We start from the raw sequence: 23839 nt of genomic DNA, 5'->3' as shown, positions 1-23839 counted from the left end.
CTCGCGCCATCATTCCTGTGAAGGAGGGGCGCTCAATCGACGATAAGGGACGCCATCGAAGCTTGCCGTCACAAAATCCGCGACGGACATCTTGCGCTTGCGTCCGTCGCTGCAGGCGTAAACCGGCCAACCGGCATCGCTGCATTCGCTGGCAGCGCAAATTCGCGCCAGGCAGTTCCCGATAGTCAACCGGAAGCCGCCCTTGCCAGCGAAACCTTGCAACAAGCTGCCGTCCGCCGAGCGCCATGTTCGCGCACGGAATTCCGCTCGCAAAAGCAACGGTTCGAGAGAGACCGCAAGATTGGTTTCGCCGGCACGCCCTGCGAACTGCAGACGGAAGCGCGCCATTGCAGTCGTGTATGCGGTCACAAGATCCGATTCGCGAAAATAGGCGATCGGCAGGTTGGAGCGGTCAAGCAGATGAGACATGCGCTCGCTTGCCTCCACCGGGGTCAGCAAGCCAACAAAGGTAAGAAAGGCGATGCAAGCTCGCGACATTTTCCAGCAGCCATATCGATCTCGGCCTGCCGGTTTGGCCCCGGTTGCCCCCAATAACATCCCGCCAATCGTCGCCCTGCGCAAGCCGCTTGCTGAGGCAGTCCAAGCCGGCCGAGTGTGCAATTCGCAAGGCCAACGAGTTAAAGCGCCTGGAGCCCCATCGGTTAAAGCGCCTGGAGCCGAAGAGGTGACCCGCATCGACGAACTTGCGCGGGCGATGGCGAGGTACATCAGGCGTTTGCGGCAAGGAGGAACCTCTGCCGCCAGCCAGGGTGCCTTAGCTGGCGTGCGCCGGCGGCAGTTCAAACAGATTGGCACCATTCTCCTGGCCGTGCTCGACATAGCCGATGACGCCGAACCATCTGGCGACATCAGGCCCCTGCAGCCAGCTGCGCGAATGGATGGGAAGATTGCCGGCAAGCGCCTGGATGTGCCTGATATGCCGCTTGCAAAAACGCACGGTCGAGCCCCGGAAGAAATCCTCCTGCGCGGCAAACAGCGTATCGGCGGCATCGCTGTTCTCATGCCATGCGACGATCGCCACGGCCTTCTCGCCCTCGACAAGCGCGTGCGCGCGGCCTTCCTTCAAATTCATCATCAGATTGTCGTAGGCGATCTTGCTGTCCTTGCCGGCCGCCGCGTATTCGTCCGACATCCGCTTGGACAGGCCATGAAAGACATCCTCGAGATCCCCGAGCGTCGCTGCGCGTGCTTTCATTTCACCTCCTGCAGCCCCGCAGGAAGTTTGCCCTAGGGTTGATGGGGTGCCAAGCAAACTGAATCCGGATGTGGTCCGGTGAGAGCAAAGTTGTTTCGTCAGACTACAGGCGATGGTTCGGAAGGATCGGCAGACACTGGCAATCGGGTGCTAGGGAGAATGTTGACAGTCGGGACGCCGCTAATGCCGCTCGGCCATATTTGCCTCAGCCAGCTTTGCCAGCGCTTGCTCGACCTCCTGTGCCGAGGCGTCGGTGCGCTCGATGTGGCGCATCATCTGCCTGGCCAAATGCTCCAGCCTGGCGGCGCGATATACCTCGCCGTGCTTGGCGATCTCCGAGTGGGTCGTGATCATCGTGCAGAAGCCTTCCGGGCTGGTGGGTCGATCTTCACCATCCGCCGTTTGGCCTCGCTCACCCGACGTTGAGCGGACCGTATCCGACCGCACAACGCCAAGCTGATGCCAACGCCGCACTCCTCTTCGAGCAACTCTTCGGCGCGCTCGAGATCTAACTTGGCACGACCGACACTCTGACGAGCCTTGGCCAGTTCCATATCCAGCAGGTCCATTGTCCCGCTCCCATTGGTTGCGGTCCCTTCGCTTCGTTAACCGCTGATGATCGGGTTGGTTCCGACGACGACCGATCACGAATGGCGCGGAAGAGCCCGATCCCATATGAGGCAAGCGTTTGAATGTGTTCAGGAGGGAGATGGTGCCCAGAGGCGGATTCGAACCACCGACACGCGGATTTTCAGTCCGCTGCTCTACCAACTGAGCTATCTGGGCCTGTTCCGGCAAACGAAATTGCGTGAACCGGATTTCATCAAGGCACCGTGGGGCACCCCTTGAAAGCGCGTGGGTTATAGCACGGGAATTCGGCCTGTCCAGCGCCTAGGTGGCGATTTACGGCAGGAAAAGCGAGGCTGTGGAAAGGCCGGCTTCCTCAGGCGCTTTCATCACGGGAATGGCGCGCGGGCTGGCCCCTTTCGGCCCTTTGGCCTCTGTCCCGGAGCCGCCATGGCGCACTGCAACTGCCGGATCCGTTCTTAGCCGACGATCGAGATGCCGCAATACGCTCGCGTCAACAGGTAAGCGGCAACGGGCCATCGCCCTATCTAGCGCTGGGCAGGCCTCTGCGAAAATCGGAAGGCGTCATGCCGGCAAGCTTGCGGAAGGATTTGTTGAAGGCGCTGAGCGAGCCGAAACCGGAGTCCATGGCGACGCGCAGCACATTGGCGTCCTGGTGCATCAGCAGCGCCTGCGCGTAGCTCAGCCGCAGCAGGTTGACATACTCATTGAGCGTCATGCCGGTCGATTTCTTGAACAGGCTCATGGCGTATTTGGGATGGATGTCGGCGGCGGCCGCTATGTTCACGCAGTCGATGTCGTAGAGAAAATTCTCGGCGATGAAATCGCACATGCGCCCGACATTGCGCGACGATTGCTGGTCGAACGGGCTGCCGGCTTCCTGCCCGGCTGCCGTTTCGGGCACCAGCCGGTAAGGCTCGAACCGCACCCGCTCCAGCCGCAGCAGAAGTTCGTTGACGGCGTGCTCGGCCTTGGCCGGATCGCCCGAGCGGGCATAACGGTTCCAGCGGGCGAAATTGTCGTTGTCGGATTGATCGGTGGAGCTCGTCACCAGCGTCGCGCCGGTCATCAGCCGGTGGCGGATGTCAGCTGGCAGATGCAGCCGGAAGAAATGCACCAGCGGTAGATGCGCGCCGGCATAGATGGCGTCGTCTGAGAGATCGTCCATCTGGTGCGGTAGGCCGCCCCAGAAGAAGCACATCTCGCCGGCCGAAAGCGAAATCTCATGATCGTTCATGCGGTAGTGCACGCTGCCGCGAACGATGAAATTCACCTCGACCTGGGCATGCCAATGCGGCTTCAGCATCACCAGCGGCGCGGTGTGAAACATCTGCAAGAGCAGCGGCAGGCCTTCCACGCTGCTGGCGCCTGGCTGGTAAAACGGCCGTTCCGGCATCTTACTTTCCGCCAATTCCGTATTCCCTTTGTCGGCGACAAGCCTTCCGCGCTGCATAGTCTAGCCCGGCTCGCAGAGAGAGCAAATGAAATGGGAGGATTTCAATGCGCATCACACTGACATGCGCCGCGCTAGCGCTTGCCCTGGGCTCAGCCCCGGCCTTTGCGCAGTCCGGCGAAATCACCATCTGGAGCTGGAATGTGGCCGCTTCTTCGCTGAAGGCGACGGTTGCCGGCTTCAACAAGCTGCATCCCGACATCAAGGTCACGGTCCAGGATCTCGGCAACCAGCCGACCTATGACAAGTCGATCGCCGGTTGTGCCGCCGGCGGCGTCGGCCTGCCCGACATCGTCACCATCGAGAACGGCGAGGCCGAGAACTACTGGAGCCAGTTCCCCGACTGCTTCGTCGACCTGCACACGCTGGGCTACACGGCGGAAGACCAGAAGAAATTCCCCGATTTCAAACGCACCGAGCTCGAGGTCGGCGACAAGGCCTATGCCATGCCGTGGGATTCCGGCCCGGTCGCCGCCTTCTATCGCCGCGATTTCTACGAAAAGGCCGGCGTCGACCCGGCATCGATCAAGACCTGGGACGATTTCATCGCCGCCGGCAAGAAGATCCAGGCCGCCAATCCGGGCGTCTCGATGACCAATGCCGATTTTAACGGCGACAGCGAATTCTTCCGCATGATTTCCAACGAGCAGGGCTGCGCCTATTTCGCCGAGGACGGCCAGTCGATCACGGTCAACGAACCCAAATGCGTCGACGCCATGACCAAGGTCAAGGAGATGAAGGACGCCGGCATCGTCTCGTCCGCCGACTGGGGCACCAAGATCACCAACAACACGGCCGGAACCGTCGCCACCCAAATCTATGGCGGCTGGTATGAAGGCACGATCCGCACCGAATCGGCCGGCGAAAACGGCAAATGGGGCGTCTACCTGATGCCGAGCCTGACCGCTGATGGTCCACGCGCGGCCAATCTCGGCGGTTCGTCGCTGGCCATCACTTCGGCCTCGAAGAACAAGGAAGCGGCCTACGAGTACCTGAAATACACGCTCGGAACCAATGAAGGCCAGATCACCATGCTGAAGGATTTTGGCCTCGTCCCCTCGCTGGTCTCGGCGCTTGACGATCCCTACGTCAGCCAAGGCCTGCCCTATTGGGGTGGCCAGGCGGTGTGGAAGGATATTCTGGGCACCTTGCCCAAAGTCGTCCCCAGCCGCGGCACGCAGTTCCAGAGCGATGCCGAAATCATCGTTCGCGCGGTGCAGACCAAATATCTGGGCGGCGGCTATCCCGACGCCAAGGCAGCACTCGACGACGCCGCAAAACAGATCGCCGCAGCGACCGGATTGCCGGTCAAATCATAACCTCCCAGGGACGGGGTCCGGGACGGCTCGCGCCGCCCGGACCCTCCGCCTGCGAGCTTGTCTGAAACACCTGATATGATGGAGGAGGAGGAAGATGCGCAACCGCAACGCCACGGCCTATCGTTTCCTGGCGCCCTACCTCCTGATCTTCTCCATCTTCTGGGTGTGGCCGATCATATCCTCGTTCATGATCTCGTTCCAGGCGACACGCACCGTGCCCTGGCGCTTCGCGCCCGGCTTCAACTGGGGCCGGCTGATCGGCGATCCGGCCTTCTTCAACGCGCTGAAGAACACGCTGCTCATCCTCGTCATCCAGGTGCCGGTGATGATCGCGCTGGCCATGGTGATGGCGGTGCTCCTGAACTCACCGCTGCTGAAGGCGAGGGGACTTTACCGCTTCGCCTTCTTTGCTCCGGTCGTCGTCGGCGAGGTTGCCTATTCGGCGGTGTTCCGGCTGATGTTCAGCCTCGATTTCGGCATCGTCAACAAGCTCTTGAACAGCGTCGGGCTGCCCAAGATCGACTGGTTCTCCAATGTCACGCCGGCCATGGCGCTGATCATGATCGCGGTCACCTGGCGCTGGGCCGGCTACAACGCAATCATCCTTCTGGCGGGCATGCAATCCATCCCCGAGGATGTCTACGAGGCGGCGACGCTCGACCGCGTTAGCAAGCTCAAGCAGTTCTTCTACATCACCTTGCCGCTGTTGAAGCCGGTCATCGTGTTCTGCCTGGTGCTGTCGATCATCGGCACCATGCAATTGTTCACCGAGCCGTTCCTGATCACCGAGCGCGGCGGACCGGGCGGCGGTACCGAGACGCTTGGCCTGCTGCTCTACCGCCAGGGGTTCCGGTCGCTCAATTTCGGCTATGCGTCGGCCGTCGCCTACACCATGGCGGGCCTGGCGATCGCGATCACGCTGGTGCAGCTGTGGCTGACGAGGGAAAAGCAATGAGCTCGCTCTCCTCCGCCCGCCTCAGGCGCAGCATCGCACTGCATCTCTTCCTGACGCCGCTGGCGCTGATCTGGCTGTTCCCGTTGTGGATGATGGTGGTGTTCTCGACCATGCCCGACAACGGTATCTTCAGCCCCGGCATCGAGCTTTTGCCACACGGCAATTTCGTCGACAATTTCAACAATCTGCAGCGCGACACCAACTTCGTCGGCGCCATCGGCATCTCCGTCTCCGTGGCGGTGACATACACCGTCCTGTCGGTGCTGCTGACGTCGATGGCCGGCTGGGCGCTGGCGCGTTACCAGTTCTTCGGCAAGGGCGTTGTCGTCGGCATCATCTTCGGCACCATCACGCTGCCCTATGCCGTGGTGCTGATCCCGCAATTCATCATGGTGGCGCGCGACTTTCAGCTCGCCAACACCTGGGTGGCGCTGATCGTGCCGCCACTGTTCAATTCGCTGGGCGTCTTGTTCATGCGCCAGAGTTTTTCGATGATGCCAGACGATCTGTTCGACGCCGCCCGCGTCGAAGGCGTGAAGGAGTGGCGCATCTTCCTGTTCGTCGCGCTGCCGCTGGCGCGGCCGATGCTGGCGGCGCTCGCCATCATCCTGTTCCTCGCCTCCTGGAACAATTATCTCTGGCCGCTTTTGATCAACAGCCAGCCGGGCTCGATGACCGCACCTGTGGCGCTCGGTACGTTGATCGGCCTCACCAAAGTGTCGTGGGGAGGCATCATGGCGGGGGCCGTGATGCTGACCGTGCCGATGCTCGTCGTCTTCGTGCTCCTGCAGCGCCATTTCATCGCCGGCATCGCCGCCGGCGCAGTCAAGTAAGGGGCAGCATGGCAACGGTCACGCTCAACAATGTCGTCAAGCGCTTCGGCGTCTTCGAAGTCGTCCATGGCGCCAACATCGACATCAAGGACGGCGAGTTCGTCGTCTTCGTTGGGCCGTCCGGCTGCGGCAAGTCCACTTTGCTCAGGATGATCGCCGGGCTCGAGGACATCAGCGGCGGCGAGATCGCCATCGGCGGCAAGCTGGTCAACGATGTCGAGCCTGCCGACCGCGGCATCGCCATGGTCTTCCAGTCCTACGCGCTCTATCCGCATATGAGCGTCGAGCAGAACCTCTCTTTCGGCCTGCGCATGACCGGCAATCCGAAGGCCGACACCGACCGGCGGGTGAAGCGCGCGGCCGAAATCCTGCGCATCAGCGAATTGATGGACCGGCGCCCGAAGAAACTCTCCGGCGGCCAGCGCCAACGCGTCGCCATCGGCCGCGCCATCGTGCGCGAGCCGCAAGTGTTCCTGTTCGATGAGCCGCTCTCCAATCTCGATGCCGAACTGCGCGTCCAGATGCGGGTCGAGATTTCGCGCCTGCACAAGGAACTCGGCGCCACGATGATCTATGTCACGCACGACCAGACCGAGGCGATGACGCTTGCCGACCGGATCGTCGTGCTGCGCGCCGGCCACATCGAGCAGATCGGCCGGCCGCTCGATCTCTACGACGATCCCGACAACCAGTTCGTGGCCGGTTTTGTCGGCTCGCCGAAGATGAACTTCATCAAGGCGCAAATCGTCGGGCACGATGCGCGTGGGGTCGTGGTCGAACTGGCGGGCCAGGAGAAGACCCGCATCATCCAGCCGTTGACAGGCGCTGCGTCCGAAGTGGGCAGCCCCAAAATCGGAAGCAAGGTCATTGTCGGTGTGCGGCCCGAACATTTCGGCGATGCCGGTGAAGGCGACACCGATCTTGTCGTCGCCATCGACGTGGTCGAACATCTCGGCGGTACGAGCTTTATCTACGCCAGAACGGCCCATGGCGAAGACGTGGTGATCCAGCGCGACGCGGCGAAGGTTCCGACCACGTCCGAGGTCACCGTTTCCATCCGCAAATCCTACCTGTTCGACGAAAAAGGGCTGCGGCTGCGCTGACCGGGCCGTCCCCATCCAGACTTCAAGGAGATGACAATGACCGCAACCATGCCCATTCGCTGGGGCATTCTCGGCCCGGGCAGCATCGCCCAGGCCTTCGCCGGCGGCGTGGCCGCTTCGCGCACCGGAAAACTGGTCGCCATCGGCGCGCGCAATCCCGCCAAGCCGGGCCTCGCCGAGAAATTTCCCGGCGCCCGCATTGTCGACGGCTATGAAGCGCTGCTTGCCGATCCCGAAATCGATGCAGTCTATATCGCGATACCGCATCCCGGCCATGCGCAATGGGCGATCAGGGCGGCGGAAGCGGGCAAGCATGTGCTGTGCGAAAAGCCGCTGGCGCTGACCGCCTTCGAGGCCGACGCCATGATGCATGCCGCGCGCAAGGCCGGCACCTTTCTCGGTGAGGCCTTCATGTACCGGCTGCATCCACAGACGCTGAAGCTGGTGGAGCTGATCAAGTCCGGCGTCATTGGCGAGATCAGGATGATCAAGTCGAGCTTCGGTTTCGCCATGCCGGGCTTCATGCCGGAACACCGGCTCTACGCCAACGATTCCGCCGGCGGCGGCATCCTCGATGTCGGCGGCTATACCGTCTCGATGGCGCGGCTGATTGCCGGGGCGGCAGCAGGACTTCCCTTCGCCGAGCCCGACAAGGTCGTGGGCACCGCTCATCTTGGCCAGTCCGGCGTCGATGAATGGGCCTCGGCGCTGCTGCATTTTCCCGGCGGCATCGTCGCCGAGGTCTCCTGCAGCATCTCGCTCAACCAGGACAATGTCCTGCGCATCCTCGGCACCAAGGGCCGCGTCGAAGTGCCGGACTTCTGGTTCGCCGGGGGAAATCGCGATGTCGGCCTCGGCCGGATCGACGTGATCAGATCGGATGGTTCTAGCGAGACGATCAGCGTCGACGAAAAGCGCCATGTCTATTCCTTCGAGGTCGACGGCGCCGGCGAGGCGATCCTTGCCGGGCGGCAGGAATTCGCCTGGCCGGGCATGGACTGGGCCGACAGTCTCGGCACCTTGCGCGTGCTCGACAGATGGCGCGCTGCCGTCGGGCTGGAGTATGAGATCGAAAAGGCGCCGCTGCGCACCAGCACCATCTCCGGCCGGCCTCTGCGTTCCGGCGGCACCGCTATCGGCAAGCGCGCCATCCCCGGCCTGGCGAAGCCGGCGTCGGTGGTGGCGCTCGGCTTCGAGGATTTCCGCACCTTTTCCTCGGGTTCGATCCTGCTCGATGCCTTCTTCGAGGCCGGCGGCAATCTCTTCGACACCGGTTTTGTCTATGGCGCCGGTTACACCGAAAAGCTGCTTGGCGAATGGCTGAAAAACCGCGGCGTGCGCGAGCAGTCGGTGATCATTGCCAAGGGCGCGCATTCGCCGCTCTGCTATCCCGACGTGATCGGCAAGCAGCTTGCCCAGTCGCTCGATCGGCTGCAGACCGACCATGTCGATATCTATTTCATGCACAGGGACAATCCGGACGTGCCGGTCGGCGAATTCGTCGATGCCATGGACCGTGAGGTGAAGGCCGGTCGCATCCGTGGCCCGTTCGGTGGCTCGAACTGGACGATGCAGCGCATGGACGAGGCGATTGCCTATGCGCAGCGCACCGGCAAGCAGAAGCCCGGCGCCCTCTCCAACAATTTTTCGCTGGCCGAAATGCTGGAGCCGATCTGGGCGGGTTGCGTCACCTCCTCTACCGATGACTGGAAAGCCTGGCTGACATCCAGGCAGATGCCGAACTTCGCCTGGTCGAGCCAGGGCCGCGGCTTCTTCACCGACCGCGCGGGGCGCGACCGGCGCGACAGCGAGGAACTGGTACGGGTCTGGTATTCGGAGCGCAATTTCGGCCGCCGCGACCGCGCCATCGAGCTCGCCGCCAGACTGCGCAAGAGCCCGATCCATATTGCACTGGCCTATGTGCTCAAGCAGCCTTTCCCGTCGGTTCCACTGATCGGGCCGCGTACGTTGGGCGAACTGGAAGACAGCCTGCGGGCGCTGGACATCGCGCTTTCCCCGGCCGATCTCGAATGGCTGGACGGCGGCAGCCTGCACGCGGCCTGATAAAACAGGCCTCAAAGCGGCGTCAGGTCTCGTCGTCAGACATCCTGACGCCGCGCCTGGCCGGGGTCCGCAGATTGGCATACATGCCGGTGGTGCGGAATTGGCTGGGCGTGGTGCCGTAGAGGCGGCGGAAGACCTTCGAAAAATAGTTCGCATCCTCGAAGCCGCATAGGATGGCGACTTCCTTCACCGGCAGGAAGTCCGCCTTGGTCAACAGCTTCGCCGCCCGTTGCAGGCGCTGCTGCAGCACAAATTCGGCCGGCGGCAGGCCTTCGCTCTCGGCGAAGCAGCGCGAGAAATGGGCGCGGCTGAGCCCGCTGATCTGGACGAGATCCGCCACCGGCAGCGGCTTGTCGAGATTGGCGTTGATATGGTCGATGACCGGCTGCATGGCGCTCTGTTTCTCGGCAAAGGCATGCGAGCCGAAGACATCGTCATAGAGCGCCATCGCCGCCTCGTAGGCGATAGCGGAAGCGGCACCCGGCGACGCCGCCCCCTTGACCAGACGCAGGCTGCAATCGGCAAGGTGATCGATCGTTGTCGGCTTCAGCCGGAACACCGGACCGGAGACGCTGAGGATCGATTTGTGGATGCGCAGCGCCTCCTCGCCATTCATCGAAATCCAGAAATATTCCCAGCGCTCGTCGCTACCCAGCCAGTAGCGGTGGTTGTGCGGCACCAGCACCAGCAGCGTGTCGTTCTCTTGCAGGCGGTAGTTGCGGTTCTCGTAGCGCAGCCGGCCGGTTCCGCTGATCGTGTGCTGGAGCACGGTGAATGGCGTCTGGCCACGTTTTCGCCCGTCCCAGTCGTAGGTCTCGTCCTCGCGCACCTCATAGCCGGTGCTGGTCGGCATGGCATGCAGGCGCTGGCGCCCGCGTGGCAGCGAGATCGTGCGCATCGACTGTCCGTTGGCGATCAAATCCCGCAGCACAAAATTACCCTTGAAAGCACAATCCTTCTCTGGTCGCGCTCGTGAATAAGGGCATAATCGCCCCGGAAAAGCGAGAGAGATCCGCAGGCGAGGAGTGGACAGGGAGGTTGGCAGGCCGGAATCCGGCTTGTCGCGCACACATGTCATGGCATGTGGCTGCAGCCCGCCCCTGTCATTCCCGGCCTATCATTCGAACAAGATGAGGTGCGGCTGATGAGTTTCAAAATCGCTATCATCGGCGCGGGCAGCGTCGGATTCACCAAGAAACTATTCACCGACATACTGTGCGTGCCCGAATTCAAGGATATCGAATTCGCGCTGACCGACCTCAGCGAGCACAATCTCGGAATGATCAAGGCGATCCTTGACAGGATCGTCGAGGCGAACGGATTGCCGACAAAAGTGACGGCGACGACCGATCGCCGCAAGGCGCTCGAAGGCGCGCGCTATGTCATCAGCTGTGTCCGGGTCGGCGGTCTCGAGGCCTATGCCGACGACATCCGCATTCCCCTGAAATACGGCATCGACCAGTGTGTCGGCGACACGATCTGCGCCGGCGGCATCCTCTATGGCCAGCGCAACATCCCGATCATCCTCGATTTCTGCAAGGATATCCGCGAGGTCGCCGCGACCGGCGCCAAGTTCCTCAACTATGCCAATCCGATGGCGATGAACACCTGGGCAGCGATCGAGTATGGCAAGGTCGACACGGTCGGCCTCTGCCACGGCGTCCAGCACGGCGCCGAGCAGATCGCCGAGGTGCTGGGCGCGAAGTCCAGGCACGAGCTCGACTATGTCTGCTCCGGCATCAATCACCAGACCTGGTTCATCGATCTGCGGCTGAACGGCCGCAAGATCAGCAAGGACGAGCTGATTGCCGCCTTCGAGGCGCATCCGGTCTATTCGCAGCAGGAGAAGCTGCGCATCGATGTCTTGAAGCGCTTCGGCGTCTATTCGACCGAAAGCAACGGCCATCTGTCGGAATATCTGCCCTGGTACCGCAAGCGGCCCGATGAGATCACCCGCTGGATCGACATGTCGGACTGGATTCATGGCGAGACCGGCGGCTATCTCCGCCACTCCACCGAAACCCGCAACTGGTTCGAGACCGAGTATCCGCAATTCCTCGAAGCGGCGTCGAAGCCGATCGATCCCACAAAACGCTCCAACGAGCATGCCAGCCACATATTGGAGGCGCTGGAGACCAACCGCGTCTATCGCGGCCATTTCAACGTCAGGAATGACGGCGTGATCACCAATTTGCCGCAGGACGCCATCATCGAGTCGCCCGGCTTCGTCGACCGTTTCGGCATCAACATGGCCGCCGGCATCACGCTGCCGGAAGCCTGTGCGGCCACCTGCATCGCCTCGATCAATGTCCAGCGCATGTCGGTCCATGCCGCGATATCAGGCGACATCGATCTCTTGAAGCTTGCCGTGCTGCACGACCCGCTGGTCGGTGCGGTGTCGACGCCGGAGGAAGTCTGGCAGATGGTCGACGAAATGGTCGTCGCCCAGGCCGCCTGGCTGCCGCAATACGCGCATGCGGTTCCGGCGGCCAAGGAGCGGCTGTCGAAATCCGTGGTCAAGACCCGCGAATGGGCCGGTGCGGCGCGGCGAAATGTGCGCTCGATCGAGGAATTGCGCGCCGAAAAGGCCGCGCTGAAGCAAACCGGCTGAAACCCGGGCGCGGCGGCGGATCCACGGGAGGCAGGTCCACCGCAGCAGGCGTCCAGGCAGAAGACGAGCAGCAAACATCTGAACACGAGGGAGGAGTTAATGAGGAACCTACGCAGCATTGGCATTGCCGCCGGACTGGCGCTGAGCGTCTCCGTTCCGGCACTCAACGCTTTCGCTTCCGAACCGACGGTCCCGCCGACGCCGGCGACATTTCCGGCCGAAGGCAAGATCAAGTACGTGGCGCGCGACTCCATCCTGGAGTTCAAGGCGCTGCCGGAATATCACGAGCCGGACTGGGTGACCGAGAAATACGTCAAGACCGGCAAGCTGCCGCCGGTGAAGGACAGGCTGCCGAAGGAGCCGCTGGTCTTCAAGACGGCCAACATGCCTGATGGCATCGGCGTCTATGGTGATACGATGCGCCATGTCATTGGCGGGCGGCCGGAAGGCTGGAATTATGGCGCCGGCCAGACGCAAGGCTGGGGCGGCATCGATATCGGCCTCTCCGAGTGCCTGACACGCACGGCGCCGCTGTTCCAGGTCGAAGCCAAGGACACCGAGCCGCTGCCGAACCTGGCCAAGAGCTGGGACTGGTCGAAGGACGGCCACAAGCTGACCATGCATCTGGTCGAGGGCGCCAAATGGTCCGATGGCGTTGCCTTCAACGCCGACGATCTCATGTTCTACTGGGATGACGAGGTCGTCGATCCGAACGTCTCGCCGCTCAACGGCGCGACGCAGGAAACCTTCGGCGTCGGCACGACGCTGAAGAAGATCGACGACTACACCGTCGAGTGGACCTTCAAGGACGCCTTCCCGAAACAGTATCTCTACGCCATGGCCTACGGCACCTTCTGCCCCGGCCCCGCCCACATATTGAAGCCGCAGCATCCGAAATATTCGAAGAACACCTACGACCAGTTCAAGAACGCCTTCCCGCCGGAATATATGAACATGCCGGTGATGGGCGCCTGGGTGCCGGTCGAGTACCGGCCGGACGACATCGTCGTCATGCGCCGCAACCCCTACTATTGGAAGGTCGACGAGAAGGGCAACCAGCTGCCTTACCTCAACGAGCTGCAGTACAAGCTGTCGACCTGGGCCGACCGCGACGTCCAGGCGGTCGCCGGCTCGGCCGACTTCTCCAATTTGGAGCAACCGGAAAACTTCGTCGCCTCGCTGAAGCGTGCGGCGGAGGCGAACGCGCCAGCACGGCTCGCCTTCGGCCCGCGCCTCATCGGCTACAATCTGCGCCTGAACTATTCCGCCAATGGCTGGGGCAACCCGGACGAGCGCAGCCAGGCGGTCCGTGAGCTGAACCGCAACGAGGATTTCCGCAAGGCTGTCACCATGGCGCTCGACCGCAAGGCGCTGGGCGACTCCCTGGTCAAGGGGCCGTTCACCGCCATCTACCCCGGTGGCTTCTCCTCGGGCACCAGCTTCTATGACCGCAAATCGACCGTCTACTATCCCTTCGACCTCGCGGGCGCCAAGGCCGAGCTCGCCAAGGCCGGCCTCAAGGATACCGACGGCGACGGTTTCGTGAACTTCCCGGCCGGCACCGCGGGCGGCAAGAACGTCGAGATCGTCATGCTGGTCAACAACGACTACGGCACGGACAAGAGCCTCGCCGAAGGCGTCGTCGCGCAAATGGAAAAGCTTGGGATTCGGGTCGTGCTGAACGGTCTCAACGGCACCCAGCGCGATGCCTCGCAATATTCCGGCCGCTTCGACTGGCTGATCAGGCGCAACGACCAGGAACTGACCTCCGTCGTGCAGAACACCGAACAGCTCGCGCCGGTCGGCCCGAAGACCAGTTGGAACCACCGCGCACCGGAAAGTGGCGAGGTCGACCTGATGCCTTTCGAAAAGGACCTTGTCGACATCGTCAACAAGTTCGTCGCGTCGGAGGACAATGACAAGCGCGCCAGCCTGATGAGAGACTTCCAGAAGATCTCGACGGAACACGTCTACAATGTCGGCCTGACGGAATATCCCGGCGCACTGATCGTCAACAAGCGCTTCTCGAACATTCCGCAGGGCACGCCGATCTTCATGTTCAACTGGGCCGAGGATTCGATCATCCGCGAACGCGTCTTCGTCAAGGCTGACAAGCAGGCGAAATACGAACTGTTCCCGCAGGAGCTTCCAGGCAAGCCTGGAGACAAGGGTCCGATGTAGGTTTACCTCCCCTGACCAAGAGAGACCCGGCCGCGCTGCTGGCGCGGCCGGGACAGACCAACCCTTCGAACGTCCCTCAATGGGAGCGTCCGGCGAGATGAGGAAGCGGACCGTCCATGCTGCGATTCTTGGCTATGCGCATAGCGTCGGCAATACCGGTCCTCGCCATCCTGAGCCTCGTCACCTTTGCCATCATCCAGGCGCCGCCGGGCGACTATGCCGACTACATCCGCTCGCAGCTGATCAACCAGGGCGGCGCGTCCTTCGCCGAGGCCGATGCGCAGGCCCAGGCCTACCGCGTCGAGCACGGCCTCGACAAGCCGCTGCCCGTCCAGTATCTCAACTGGATCGGCGGCATCGTCACCCGCGGCGATTTCGGCTACAGCCTCTACTACAACAAGCCGGTGGCCGACGTCGTCGGCGAGCGCCTGCCGCGCACGCTCATCCTGGCGCTGGTCTGCCATATCCTCGCCTCGGTCCTCGGCATCTCCTTCGGTATATGGGCGGCGACAAGGCAATACACCTGGATCGACACGACGCTGTCGGCCATCTCCTTCCTCGGTATGACGGTGCCGCGCTTCCTGATGGCGCTCATCATCGTCTATCTCCTGGTCTTCCAGTTCAACGTGTCGGAGATCGGCTCTTTCTTCTCGCCGCAATATGGCGGCGCGCCATGGTCGTGGGCGAAGTTCGTCGACCTGGTCAAGCATGTCTGGCCGGTGGTGGCGATCGCCACCTTCGGCGGCCTCGCCTACAATATGCGTGTCATGCGCGGCAATCTGCTCGATACGCTCAACGCCCAATATGTCGAGACGGCGAGAGCCAAGGGCCTCACCGGCGCCGCCGTCGTCATGCGCCACGCCGTGCCCAACGCGCTGCACCCGCTCGTCATGTATCAGGGCGTGGTGTTGCCCTATATGCTCACCGGCGAGATCGAGACGGCGATCATCTTCGCGCTGCCGACCGTCGGCCCGGCGATCGTCGGCTCGATGGCGGTCGGCGACGTCTATGTCACCGCCACCTTCATGATGGTGCTCTCGGCGACGCTGATCGTCGGCAACATCATCGCCGACATGCTGCTCGTCCTGCTCGACCCCCGCATCCGCCAGTACGGAGAGAGCTAGATGCTGGCGCGCGATCCATCACCGCCACCCTTGCCGGCCGAAGGACCTATCGTCACCAAACCGGCGCGCGGCAATGAGAGCTACATGGCGCTCGTCTGGCGTCGGTTGAAGCGCTCATGGACCGGCATGGCCGGGCTTTGGCTGGTCGTGCTGCTGCTGGTGATGGCCGTGTTCGCCGAGTTCCTGGCGCCGATGGACCCGAAGGCGACCGATGTCGGCTTCGCCCCGCCGCAGCTGCCTTCCTTCCACGACAAGGACGGCAATTTCGTCGCGCGGCCGCGGGTCTATGCGCTGTCCGATTCGGCCGACCTCGATCCGGTCACCTTCCAGCCGATCGTCGGTCCCGACTACGACCATCCAAGGCTGCTCGGCTTCTTCGTCGAGGGCGCGCCCTACAAGCTTTTCGGGCTGATCCCGGCCGACCGGCATTTCTTCGCCTCGACGGACGGCCAGCCGGTGCATTTCCTCGGCACCGACAAGTTCGGCCGCGACGTGCTGTCGCGCGCCATTCACGGTTCGCGCGTCTCGCTGATGATCGCGCTGACGGTGGTCTTCATCATCACCGTCATCGGCACCACTGTCGGCATGGTCTCCGGCTATTTCGGCGGCAGGTTCGACGTCTGGATGCAGCGCTTCGTCGAGTTGGTGCTCGCCTTCCCGCAGCTGCCGCTTTATCTGGCGCTGACGACACTGATCCCGGTCACCGCGCCGACGAATGTCTTCCTCGCCTTCGTCATCATCGTCATGTCGGCCCTGGGCTGGGCGCAGATGTCGCGAGAGGTGCGCGGCAAGACGCTGGCGCTGGCGCGCATCGAATATGTGCGCGCCGCCATGGCGGTCGGCGCCACCGACCGGCGCATCATCCTCCAGCACATCTTTCCCAATGTGATGAGCCATGTGATCGTCGCCGTGACGCTGGCGATCCCGACGGTGGTGCTGCTCGAATCCTTTCTCGGGTTCCTCGGCTTTGCGGTGAAGCCGCCGTTGATTTCTTGGGGGCTGATGCTGCAGGACACCGCGACCTACTCCGTCATCGGCACTTATCCCTGGATCCTGTCGCCTGTTGGTTTCGTGCTCGCCACCGTCTTTGCCTTCAACGCGCTGGGCGACGGCCTGCGCGACGCCGTCGATCCGTATTGAGGTGGCTGGGATGACCGTCGTACTCGCCGAGCCCTTCGCACCAGCCTTCCGCCTCGACCATAACGGGCGCCAGGACCAGCCGATCATCGACGCCCGCAACATCGAGGTCGCCTTCAAGGTCGAGCACGGTGTCGTCGAAGCGGTCAAGGACATCTCGTTCCAGCTCTATCGCGGCGAGACGATCGCCATCGTCGGCGAATCCGGCTCCGGCAAATCGGTGACGGCGCGCGCCGTCATGGGGCTCTTGTCCAGGCGGGCCACCATGTCGCCGAGATCGAGCATCTGCTACGACGGACAGAACATCCTGAAATTCCCTGAGCGCGAGCGGCGCAAGTTGCGCGGCAACCGGATCTCGATGATCTTCCAGGAGCCGATGAGCTCGCTCAACCCGATCTATACGGTCGGCAGCCAGATCGTCGAGGCAATCCGGGTGCATCGCAAGGTGAGCCGCAAGGCGGCTTGGGCGCGGGCGCTCGAGCTGCTGCGGCATGTGCAGATCCCCGAACCGGAAGCGCGGCTCAAGCAATACCCGCACCAGCTCTCGGGCGGTCAGCGCCAGCGCGTGATGATCGCCATGGCGCTGGCCAACAATCCCGACGTCTTGATCGCCGACGAGCCGACCACCGCGCTCGACGTCACCGTCCAGGCGCAGATCCTCAACCTGATCCGCAATCTGCAGAAAGAGCTGCGGATGGCGGTGATCCTGATCACCCACGACCTCACCGTCGTGCGCAAATTCTCCGACTACGTCTATGTCATGCAGCATGGCGAGATGTGCGAGCACAACGTCACCGAACGGCTGTTCGCCGAGCCACAGCATCCCTACACGCAGCGGCTGCTCGCCTCCGAGCCGCGCGGCCTGCCGCAGCCACTGCCCGAGGGCAGCGGCACCATTCTCGAGGCGAATGGCGTGCGCGTCTGCTTCATGCTGCGCCATGGCAGCTTCCTGAAGCCGGACTGGCGCGAACTGGTCGCCGTCGACGATCTCGGCCTTAAGCTTTGCCGCCACGAGACGCTGGGGCTGGTCGGCGAATCCGGCTCCGGCAAGACCACCTTTGGCCAGGCGCTGTTGAGATTGACCGACGCCAAGCGTGGCGAGATCCATTTCGACGGCAAGCCGATCCACGGCCTGTCACGCAACGAGATGCGGCCGCTGCGTTCGCGCATGCAGATCGTCTTCCAGGATCCGTTCTCCTCGCTCAATCCACGCATGACGATCGGCCAGATCATCGAGGAAGGGCTGATCGTCAACAGCATCGGCGCGACGCGGGCCGAGCGGGTCGACCGCGTGCGTGAGGCACTGGTCAGCGCCGGTATGCCCGGTGATATCCTGTCGCGGTTCCCGCACGAATTCTCCGGTGGCCAGCGGCAGCGCGTCGCCATTGCCCGTGCCATCGCGCTCGAACCCGAATTCATCCTGCTAGACGAGCCGACATCGGCGCTCGACCTTTCCGTGCAAGCGCAGATCATCGACCTGCTGCGCAAGCTGCAGGACGAGCGCGGCCTGAGCTACCTCTTCATCTCGCACGACCTCAAAGTGGTGCGCGCGCTGTGCCACCGCGTCATCGTTATGCAGAACGGCAAGATCGTCGAGCAGGGGCCCGTCGACGAAGTCCTCACCCATCCCAAGACCGCCTACACCGAACGGCTCGTCAGGGCCGCCTTCGACGTGGCCTGAACATACCCCGGAGACCAGCATGGCAAGACATCCCAGGATCACTTTCATCGGCGCCGGCTCGACGGTGTTCATGAAGAACATTGTCGGCGACGTGCTGCAGCGGCCAGCCCTTTCGGGTGCGACGATCGCGCTGATGGATCTCAACCCGCAGCGGCTGGAAGAGAGTGCCGTTGTCGTCAACAAGCTGATCTCGACGCTTGGGGTCAAGGCCAGGGCCGAAACCTATACCGACCAGCGCAAGGCACTTGCCGGCGCCGACTTCGTCGTCGTCGCCTTCCAGATCGGCGGCTACGAGCCCTGCACGATCACAGACTTCGAGGTGCCGAAGAAATACGGTCTGCGCCAGACGATCGCCGATACGCTCGGCGTCGGCGGTATCATGCGGGGCCTCAGAACCGTGCCGCATCTGTGGAAGGTCTGCGAGGACATGCTCGCCGTCTGCCCCGAAGCGATCATGCTGCAATACGTCAACCCGATGGCGATCAACACCTGGGCGATATCGGAGAAATATCCCGAGATCAGGCAGGTCGGCCTCTGCCATTCGGTACAGGGCACGGCGATGGAACTGGCCCACGATCTCGACCTTCCCTACGACGAGATCCGCTATCGCTCGGCCGGCATCAACCACATGGCCTTTTACTTGAAATTCGAGCACCGCCAGCCCGACGGTTCCTACCGCGACCTCTATCCCGATCTGGTGCGCGCCTACCGGGAAGGCCGCGCGCCCAAGCCGGGCTGGAATCCGCGCTGCCCCAACAAGGTTCGCTACGAGATGCTGACCCGGCTCGGCTATTTCGTCACCGAAAGCTCGGAGCATTTTGCCGAATACACGCCCTATTTCATCAAGGAAGGCCGCCCCGATCTGATCGAGAAATACGGCATTCCGCTCGATGAATATCCCAAACGCTGCATCGAACAGATCGAGCGTTGGAAAGGCCAGGCTGAAGCCTATCGTTCGGCCGACAACATCGAGGTCGAGCAGTCCCGGGAATATGCGTCCTCGATCATGAACTCGGTCTGGACCGGCGAACCGTCGGTGATCTACGGCAATGTCCGCAATAATGGCTGCATCACCTCGCTGCCCCGCGATTGCGCCGCCGAAGTGCCGTGCCTGGTCGATGCCTCCGGCATCCAGCCGACCTATATAGGCGACCTGCCGCCGCAACTGACGGCGCTGATCCGCACCAACATCAACGTCCAGGAACTGACGGTGCGGGCACTGATGAGCGAGAACCGCGAGCACATCTACCATGCGGCGATGATGGACCCGCACACGGCGGCCGAGCTGGATCTCGATCAGATCTGGTCACTGGTCGACGAGCTTCTCACCGCTCATGGCGACTGGCTGCCGGCCTGGGCGCGCGTGGGGCGCAAGACCGAGGCCGCCTGATCGGCGGCGCTCACCTTACTTCGGTTCCTCTGCGTCCGTCTCTTCCTCATCGTCGCGGGCGCTGATGACATAGGCCCCCTTCAGCCAGCGGTTGAGGTCGATGTCCTTGCAGCGCGTCGAGCAGAACGGAAAAGTGTCGCGTGCCGAGGCCTTGCCGCATTCGGGACAGGGGCGCTTTGGGCGCAGCGGCGTGACTTTGGGATCGGAAGTCATGGCCGGGCGGACAGCCAGCTCTGATGGATCTTGAAGCCTTCGCCCGATAGCAGCGCCACCGTCTCATAGAGCGGCAGGCCGACGATGTTGGTGTAGGAGCCGACCAGCTTGACGACGAATGAGCCGGCGAGGCCCTGGACGGCATAGCCGCCGGCCTTGCCGCGCCACTCGCCCGAGGCGACATAGGCGTCGATTTCCTCGCGCGGCAGCCGCTTGAAACGCACCCGCGTCTCGACCAGCCGCTGGCGCAGCTTGCCGCCCGGCGTGATCAGGCAGATGCCGGAGTAGACCCGGTGCGAGCGGCCGGACAATAGCCCGAGGCAGTTGGCGGCGTCATCCAGCGTTTCGGCCTTGGGCAGGATGCGTCGCCCGACCGCAACCACCGTGTCGGCGGCCAGCACGAAGCTTGGCGCATAGTCCGTCTCGGTCTTCAGCGACGCGAACGCCTTCTCGGCCTTTTCCTTCGACAGCCGTTTGGCCAGCGAGCGCGGATGCTCGGCACGCAGCGGCGTTTCGTCGATGTCGGCTGGCAGGATACGGTCCGGCTCTATGCCGGCCTGCTGCAAGAGTTCGATGCGGCGCGGCGAACCCGAGGCAAGCACCAGCTTCTGCAAAATGCTCATCGCGGACCAGTCGAGCCTTGATCTTACTTGAAGCGGTAGGTGATGCGGCCCTTGGTCAGGTCGTATGGCGTCATCTCGACCAGAACCTTGTCGCCGGTCAGCACGCGGATGCGGTTCTTGCGCATGCGGCCGGCCGTATGGGCGATGATCTCGTGTTCGTTTTCGAGCTTCACCCGGAACATCGCGTTCGGCAACAATTCCGTCACGACACCCGGAAACTCGAGGACTTCTTCCTTCGGCATTCGATACCTTTGCTTGGATTACAGTTCCGGCGCCTGGCCGGAATTTCGGCGGAACCTATATGATAATCGTTCGCTTGTGAACACGCTTAATCCGGACGGTCCAGAGCGACGAACCGGCGGCTGATCCGGGCTTTCAGCCGCTCGCGCACGTCGCGATAGCTGGCCATGATCTGCTCACGCGTGCCACTGGCACCGGTCGGGTCCTGCGTCGGCCAGTATTCAACCTCGACGGCAAGTGAGCGGGTGAGCTCCAGTGCGGCGTGGTGCGCCTCAGGCGCCAGTGTGACGATCAGGTCGAAATAGTCGTCCTCGAGGTCGTCAAGCGTCCTCGGATGACGCTCGCCCAGCGTGAGACCCTCCTCGGCCAGCACGGCATCGACGAACGGGTCGCGCTCGCCGGCGCGAACACCGGCCGAGGCGACGAAGATGGTGGCGGGCAGCATTTGGCGCGCCAGTTGCTCGGCCATTGGCGAGCGCACGGCGTTCATGCCGCACAGGAACAGGATCGATCGGGGCAGGGGTGCCAGGACTAGCCCCGCCAGTGCAGCACGCAGACCAGCGTGAACAGCCGTCGCGCCGTGTCGAAGTCGATGTCGATCTTGCCGGAGAGCCGGTCCATCAGCGTCTGCGACCCTTCATTGTGCAAACCGCGCCGACCCATGTCGATCGCCTCGATATGGCTCGGCGTCGAGGAGCGGATGGCGTCATAATAGCTTTCGCAGATCATGTAGTAATCCTTGACGATGCGCCTAAGCGGCGTCAGCGACAGGATGTGGGTGACCACCGCGGTGCCATCCTCGCGTGCCACGGCGAAAACCAGACGCTGCTCGGCCAGCGACAGTTTCAGCCGGTAGGGACCGGCGCCGCTGTCGTTGACGGGCTGAAAACGGTTCTCCTCGATCAGGTCGAAGATCGCCACGGCCCGCTCATGCTCGACATCGGGCGTCGAACGGCCGATCGATTCATCGAGTTCGACATCGATCAGTTTTGCGCGGGTTTGATCGGAGCCCGTCATCTCAGCCTACATGTTCAGCCGTATGGCGACGGAGCGGCCATGCGCGTCGAGCCCTTCCGCCTTGGCGAGCGCGATCGCCGCCGGCGCCAGCATGCGCAACTGCTCCGGCCCGAGTTTCAGGACCGAGGTGCGCTTGACGAAGTCGAGCACTGACAGGCCCGACGAGAAGCGTGCCGAGCGTGCTGTCGGCAGCACGTGATTGGAGCCGCCGACATAGTCGCCGATGGCCTCCGGCGTGTGGCGGCCGAGGAAGACGGCACCGGCATTGCGCATCCGCGACAGGAAACCTTCGGCATCGTCGATGGCAAGCTCGACATGTTCGGCGGCGATGCGGTCGACCAGCGGCAGCGAGGCCTCGATGGTCGGGACCAGGATCACAGCGCCGAAATCACGCCAGCTCGCCGCCGCCGTCTCGCTGCGCGGCAGGCTCTGCAATTGGCGCTCGACCGCCTGTTCGACCGCTTTGCCGAAGGCCGGATCATCGGTGATCAGGATCGATTGCGCCGACACATCGTGTTCGGCCTGGGCGAGCAGGTCGGCGGCGATCCAGTCCGGATCGTTGCTGCCGTCGGCCACCACGAGCACTTCCGAGGGTCCGGCGATCATGTCTATGCCGACCGTGCCGAACACCTGGCGTTTGGCCGCCGCCACATAGGCATTGCCGGGGCCGACGACCTTGGCCACCGGCTTTATCGTTTCGGTGCCATAGGCAAGGGCAGCGATCGCCTGGGCGCCGCCGACGCGGTAGATCTCGGAAACGCCGGCAATATCGGCCGCCACCAGCACCAGCGGCGGTATGGCGCCGCCCGAGGCCGGCACGCAGATCGCGATGCGGTCGACGCCGGCAACCTTGGCCGGTATGGCGTTCATCAGCACCGAGCTTGGATAGCTTGCGGTGCCGCCCGGCACGTAGAGCCCGACGGCTTCGATCGCCGTCCAGCGCCAGCCGAGCTCGACCCCGGCGGCATCGGTATAACGATTGTCCTTCGGCAGCTGCTGCTCATGATAGGCGCGGATGCGGTCGCGCGCGAATTCGAGCGCCTTGATCGTCTGCGCATCGGCGCCGTCATAGGCGCGGGCGATTTCGTCCTTCGATACGGCAATGCCGACGCTTTTGAGGTCGGCGCGGTCGAATCGGCTGGAATAGTCGATCAGCGCGGCATCGCCCTCGGCGCGGACCCGCGCGATGATCGCGCGCACCGCGGCCTCGGCATCGGCGGACACTTCCCGCTTGGTCGTGAGGAAAGCGGCGAAGCGCTGCTCGAAATCGGCATCGGAGTGGGCAAGCGTGATGGCCATGGGGCGCTCAAGCCTTGTGGACGGGACGCGACGTGGCTTCCCACGCGCCGCCGATGTCGGCAAGGCGGGCCTCGATGCACTCGACATCGAGCATGATCGTGCCGCCGCCTGAAAAGATCAGCTCGACGATGCCGGCAGGCTTGCTGATCTCGATGAAGCTGATCGCCAGCAGGGACAGCACCTCGGCCGGCTTGTTGCGGGCAATGCCGTTGGTCTTGGCGCCGAGCACCCGGTCGAAATGCAGCACGGCCTGCCGCCGCTCATTGTGCTGGCGAAACAGGCCCGACTTCGCCTCCCAGACGAAACGGTTCATGGTCAGCACGAAACGTTTGGCCGCAGGCAGGTATTCGAGGTCGCTGACTTTCAGGACGGCGTCCTGGACATGAGCCGAAACGATGCTCAGATCCTGGTCGTCGAGCGCGATAAGCTTGAGGGCCATGCGGAATTTGCACCTAAGGTTGGTTTCAGCCTTCTGTTAGGCGGTCTTGGCGATCCGTGCAACCGCGCCAGGGGCGCTGCGGTCGGCCGAGCGGCCGATCTCCCTCCTTGCGGGCCTGTTGCGTAATTCGCTGGTTGTGATTCTCTGAGATTGACGCTCGGAGGGAATCACGATGGCAGTGAAGCAGACGGGTCAGTTGAGCTTGGCGGAAGCCTTTCTGGGCGGCAAGTTGGCAGGCGGTTCTTCGCCACTCGATCGATTGTCAGGTCTGGTGAAGTGGTACCGCTTCGAGAAGCTACTCAACCCGCTGCGCGATGGTGGACCGGGTCGGGCTGCCTGGCCACCGTTGATCC

24 protein-coding genes, 1 tRNA gene and 1 pseudogene are annotated in these 23839 nt (G+C 63.0%); 12 read left to right on the top strand and 14 right to left on the bottom strand.

Annotated elements, in window-relative coordinates; all coding sequences use genetic code 11:
* Positions 1–9 precede the first annotated feature (9 nt).
* From AC1DX4_RS32575 to AC1DX4_RS32550, 6 genes are all read right to left on the bottom strand, one after another.
* On the bottom strand, positions 10–429 hold the full coding sequence (locus tag AC1DX4_RS32575) for a hypothetical protein (RefSeq protein WP_477224227.1): 420 nt from the start codon (positions 427–429) through the stop codon (positions 10–12).
* Positions 430–775: 346 nt separating this feature from the next.
* Positions 776–1216, bottom strand: coding sequence for a hypothetical protein (locus tag AC1DX4_RS32570; RefSeq protein ID WP_477224226.1), 441 nt, complete (start codon positions 1214–1216; stop codon positions 776–778).
* Between the two features lie 180 nt (positions 1217–1396).
* Complete coding sequence (locus AC1DX4_RS32565) at positions 1397–1570, bottom strand: hypothetical protein (protein WP_477224225.1); 174 nt, start codon at positions 1568–1570, stop codon at positions 1397–1399.
* Positions 1567–1785, bottom strand: a complete 219-nt coding sequence (locus AC1DX4_RS32560) for a hypothetical protein (protein ID WP_477224224.1) — start codon at positions 1783–1785, stop codon at positions 1567–1569. The genes AC1DX4_RS32565 and AC1DX4_RS32560 overlap by 4 nt, the downstream gene beginning before the upstream one ends.
* A gap of 141 nt (positions 1786–1926) precedes the next feature.
* A tRNA-Phe gene (locus tag AC1DX4_RS32555) sits at positions 1927–2002 on the bottom strand.
* A gap of 325 nt (positions 2003–2327) precedes the next feature.
* Entirely contained in the window at positions 2328–3200 is an 873-nt protein-coding gene (locus AC1DX4_RS32550; RefSeq protein ID WP_477224223.1) for a helix-turn-helix domain-containing protein, read from the bottom strand.
* Between the two features lie 104 nt (positions 3201–3304).
* Here AC1DX4_RS32550 and AC1DX4_RS32545 point away from each other — a divergent pair, with 104 nt between their 5' ends.
* The 5 genes from AC1DX4_RS32545 to AC1DX4_RS32525 all read left to right on the top strand — a co-directional run bounded on the left by AC1DX4_RS32545 (position 3305) and on the right by AC1DX4_RS32525 (position 9531).
* The gene (locus AC1DX4_RS32545) at positions 3305–4576 is read left to right on the top strand and encodes an ABC transporter substrate-binding protein (RefSeq protein ID WP_477224222.1); all 1272 of its coding nucleotides are present in this window, start codon (positions 3305–3307) and stop codon (positions 4574–4576) included.
* A 94-nt stretch (positions 4577–4670) separates the two neighbouring features.
* Positions 4671–5531, top strand: a complete 861-nt coding sequence (locus AC1DX4_RS32540; protein WP_477224221.1) for a carbohydrate ABC transporter permease — start codon at positions 4671–4673, stop codon at positions 5529–5531.
* A complete protein-coding gene (locus tag AC1DX4_RS32535; RefSeq protein WP_027043406.1) occupies positions 5528–6364 on the top strand; it encodes a carbohydrate ABC transporter permease in 837 nt (278 codons plus the stop codon). The genes AC1DX4_RS32540 and AC1DX4_RS32535 overlap by 4 nt, the downstream gene beginning before the upstream one ends.
* An 8-nt stretch (positions 6365–6372) precedes the next feature.
* Complete coding sequence (locus tag AC1DX4_RS32530) at positions 6373–7467, top strand: ABC transporter ATP-binding protein (protein ID WP_477224220.1); 1095 nt, start codon at positions 6373–6375, stop codon at positions 7465–7467.
* Between the two features lie 36 nt (positions 7468–7503).
* Positions 7504–9531 (top strand): aldo/keto reductase, encoded by a 2028-nt coding sequence (locus AC1DX4_RS32525; RefSeq protein WP_477224219.1) that lies wholly within the window; start codon positions 7504–7506, stop codon positions 9529–9531.
* A gap of 22 nt (positions 9532–9553) precedes the next feature.
* Here AC1DX4_RS32525 and AC1DX4_RS32520 read toward each other — a convergent pair whose 3' ends face one another.
* Positions 9554–10609 carry a helix-turn-helix domain-containing protein gene (locus tag AC1DX4_RS32520; RefSeq protein WP_477224218.1) on the bottom strand — a complete coding sequence of 352 codons (1056 nt, stop codon included), beginning with the start codon at positions 10607–10609 and terminating at the stop codon, positions 9554–9556.
* A 66-nt stretch (positions 10610–10675) separates the two neighbouring features.
* Here AC1DX4_RS32520 and melA (AC1DX4_RS32515) point away from each other — a divergent pair, with 66 nt between their 5' ends.
* From melA (AC1DX4_RS32515) to melA (AC1DX4_RS32490), 6 genes are all read left to right on the top strand, one after another.
* Complete coding sequence (melA, locus tag AC1DX4_RS32515; RefSeq protein WP_477224217.1) at positions 10676–12142, top strand: alpha-galactosidase; 1467 nt, start codon at positions 10676–10678, stop codon at positions 12140–12142.
* Between the two features lie 99 nt (positions 12143–12241).
* Complete coding sequence (locus tag AC1DX4_RS32510; RefSeq protein WP_477224216.1) at positions 12242–14323, top strand: ABC transporter substrate-binding protein; 2082 nt, start codon at positions 12242–12244, stop codon at positions 14321–14323.
* Between the two features lie 116 nt (positions 14324–14439).
* The gene (locus tag AC1DX4_RS32505; protein ID WP_477224215.1) at positions 14440–15447 is read left to right on the top strand and encodes an ABC transporter permease; all 1008 of its coding nucleotides are present in this window, start codon (positions 14440–14442) and stop codon (positions 15445–15447) included.
* Positions 15448–16587, top strand: coding sequence for an ABC transporter permease (locus AC1DX4_RS32500; protein WP_477224214.1), 1140 nt, complete (start codon positions 15448–15450; stop codon positions 16585–16587).
* 10 nt (positions 16588–16597) lie between these two features.
* Positions 16598–18265 carry an ABC transporter ATP-binding protein gene (locus tag AC1DX4_RS32495; RefSeq protein ID WP_477224213.1) on the top strand — a complete coding sequence of 556 codons (1668 nt, stop codon included), beginning with the start codon at positions 16598–16600 and terminating at the stop codon, positions 18263–18265.
* Between the two features lie 19 nt (positions 18266–18284).
* A complete protein-coding gene (melA, locus tag AC1DX4_RS32490) occupies positions 18285–19655 on the top strand; it encodes an alpha-galactosidase (protein WP_477224212.1) in 1371 nt (456 codons plus the stop codon).
* 15 nt (positions 19656–19670) lie between these two features.
* On the opposite strand, the gene yacG is transcribed toward melA (AC1DX4_RS32490), so the two are convergent.
* The 7 genes from yacG to AC1DX4_RS32455 all read right to left on the bottom strand — a co-directional run bounded on the left by yacG (position 19671) and on the right by AC1DX4_RS32455 (position 23486).
* A complete protein-coding gene (gene yacG / locus AC1DX4_RS32485; protein WP_477224211.1) occupies positions 19671–19868 on the bottom strand; it encodes a DNA gyrase inhibitor YacG in 198 nt (65 codons plus the stop codon).
* Positions 19865–20491: a Maf-like protein gene (locus AC1DX4_RS32480; RefSeq protein ID WP_477224210.1), complete on the bottom strand. Its 627-nt coding sequence runs from the start codon at positions 20489–20491 to the stop codon at positions 19865–19867. Before AC1DX4_RS32480 ends, yacG begins: the two co-directional genes overlap by 4 nt.
* Positions 20492–20514: 23 nt before the next feature.
* On the bottom strand, positions 20515–20733 hold the full coding sequence (infA, locus tag AC1DX4_RS32475) for a translation initiation factor IF-1 (RefSeq protein WP_006200926.1): 219 nt from the start codon (positions 20731–20733) through the stop codon (positions 20515–20517).
* Positions 20734–20819: 86 nt separating this feature from the next.
* On the bottom strand, positions 20820–21275 hold the full coding sequence (locus AC1DX4_RS32470) for an arsenate-mycothiol transferase ArsC (RefSeq protein ID WP_477224274.1): 456 nt from the start codon (positions 21273–21275) through the stop codon (positions 20820–20822).
* A complete protein-coding gene (locus tag AC1DX4_RS32465; protein WP_172233972.1) occupies positions 21263–21748 on the bottom strand; it encodes a UPF0262 family protein in 486 nt (161 codons plus the stop codon). Before AC1DX4_RS32465 ends, AC1DX4_RS32470 begins: the two co-directional genes overlap by 13 nt.
* 6 nt (positions 21749–21754) lie before the next feature.
* Positions 21755–23047 carry a histidinol dehydrogenase gene (gene hisD, locus AC1DX4_RS32460; protein WP_477224209.1) on the bottom strand — a complete coding sequence of 431 codons (1293 nt, stop codon included), beginning with the start codon at positions 23045–23047 and terminating at the stop codon, positions 21755–21757.
* 7 nt (positions 23048–23054) lie between these two features.
* The gene (locus AC1DX4_RS32455; protein WP_095198254.1) at positions 23055–23486 is read right to left on the bottom strand and encodes a DUF2948 family protein; all 432 of its coding nucleotides are present in this window, start codon (positions 23484–23486) and stop codon (positions 23055–23057) included.
* Positions 23487–23658: 172 nt separating this feature from the next.
* On the opposite strand from AC1DX4_RS32455, the pseudogene AC1DX4_RS32450 reads away from it, so the two are divergent.
* Positions 23659–23839 (top strand): annotated as a pseudogene (locus AC1DX4_RS32450) (IS5/IS1182 family transposase); the annotation flags it as partial.

The sequence above is a fragment of the Mesorhizobium sp. P3_A8 genome, assembly GCF_056402995.1.
The sequence above is the reverse complement of the archived record's forward strand: the minus strand, read 5'-3'. Positions and strand labels throughout refer to the sequence as shown.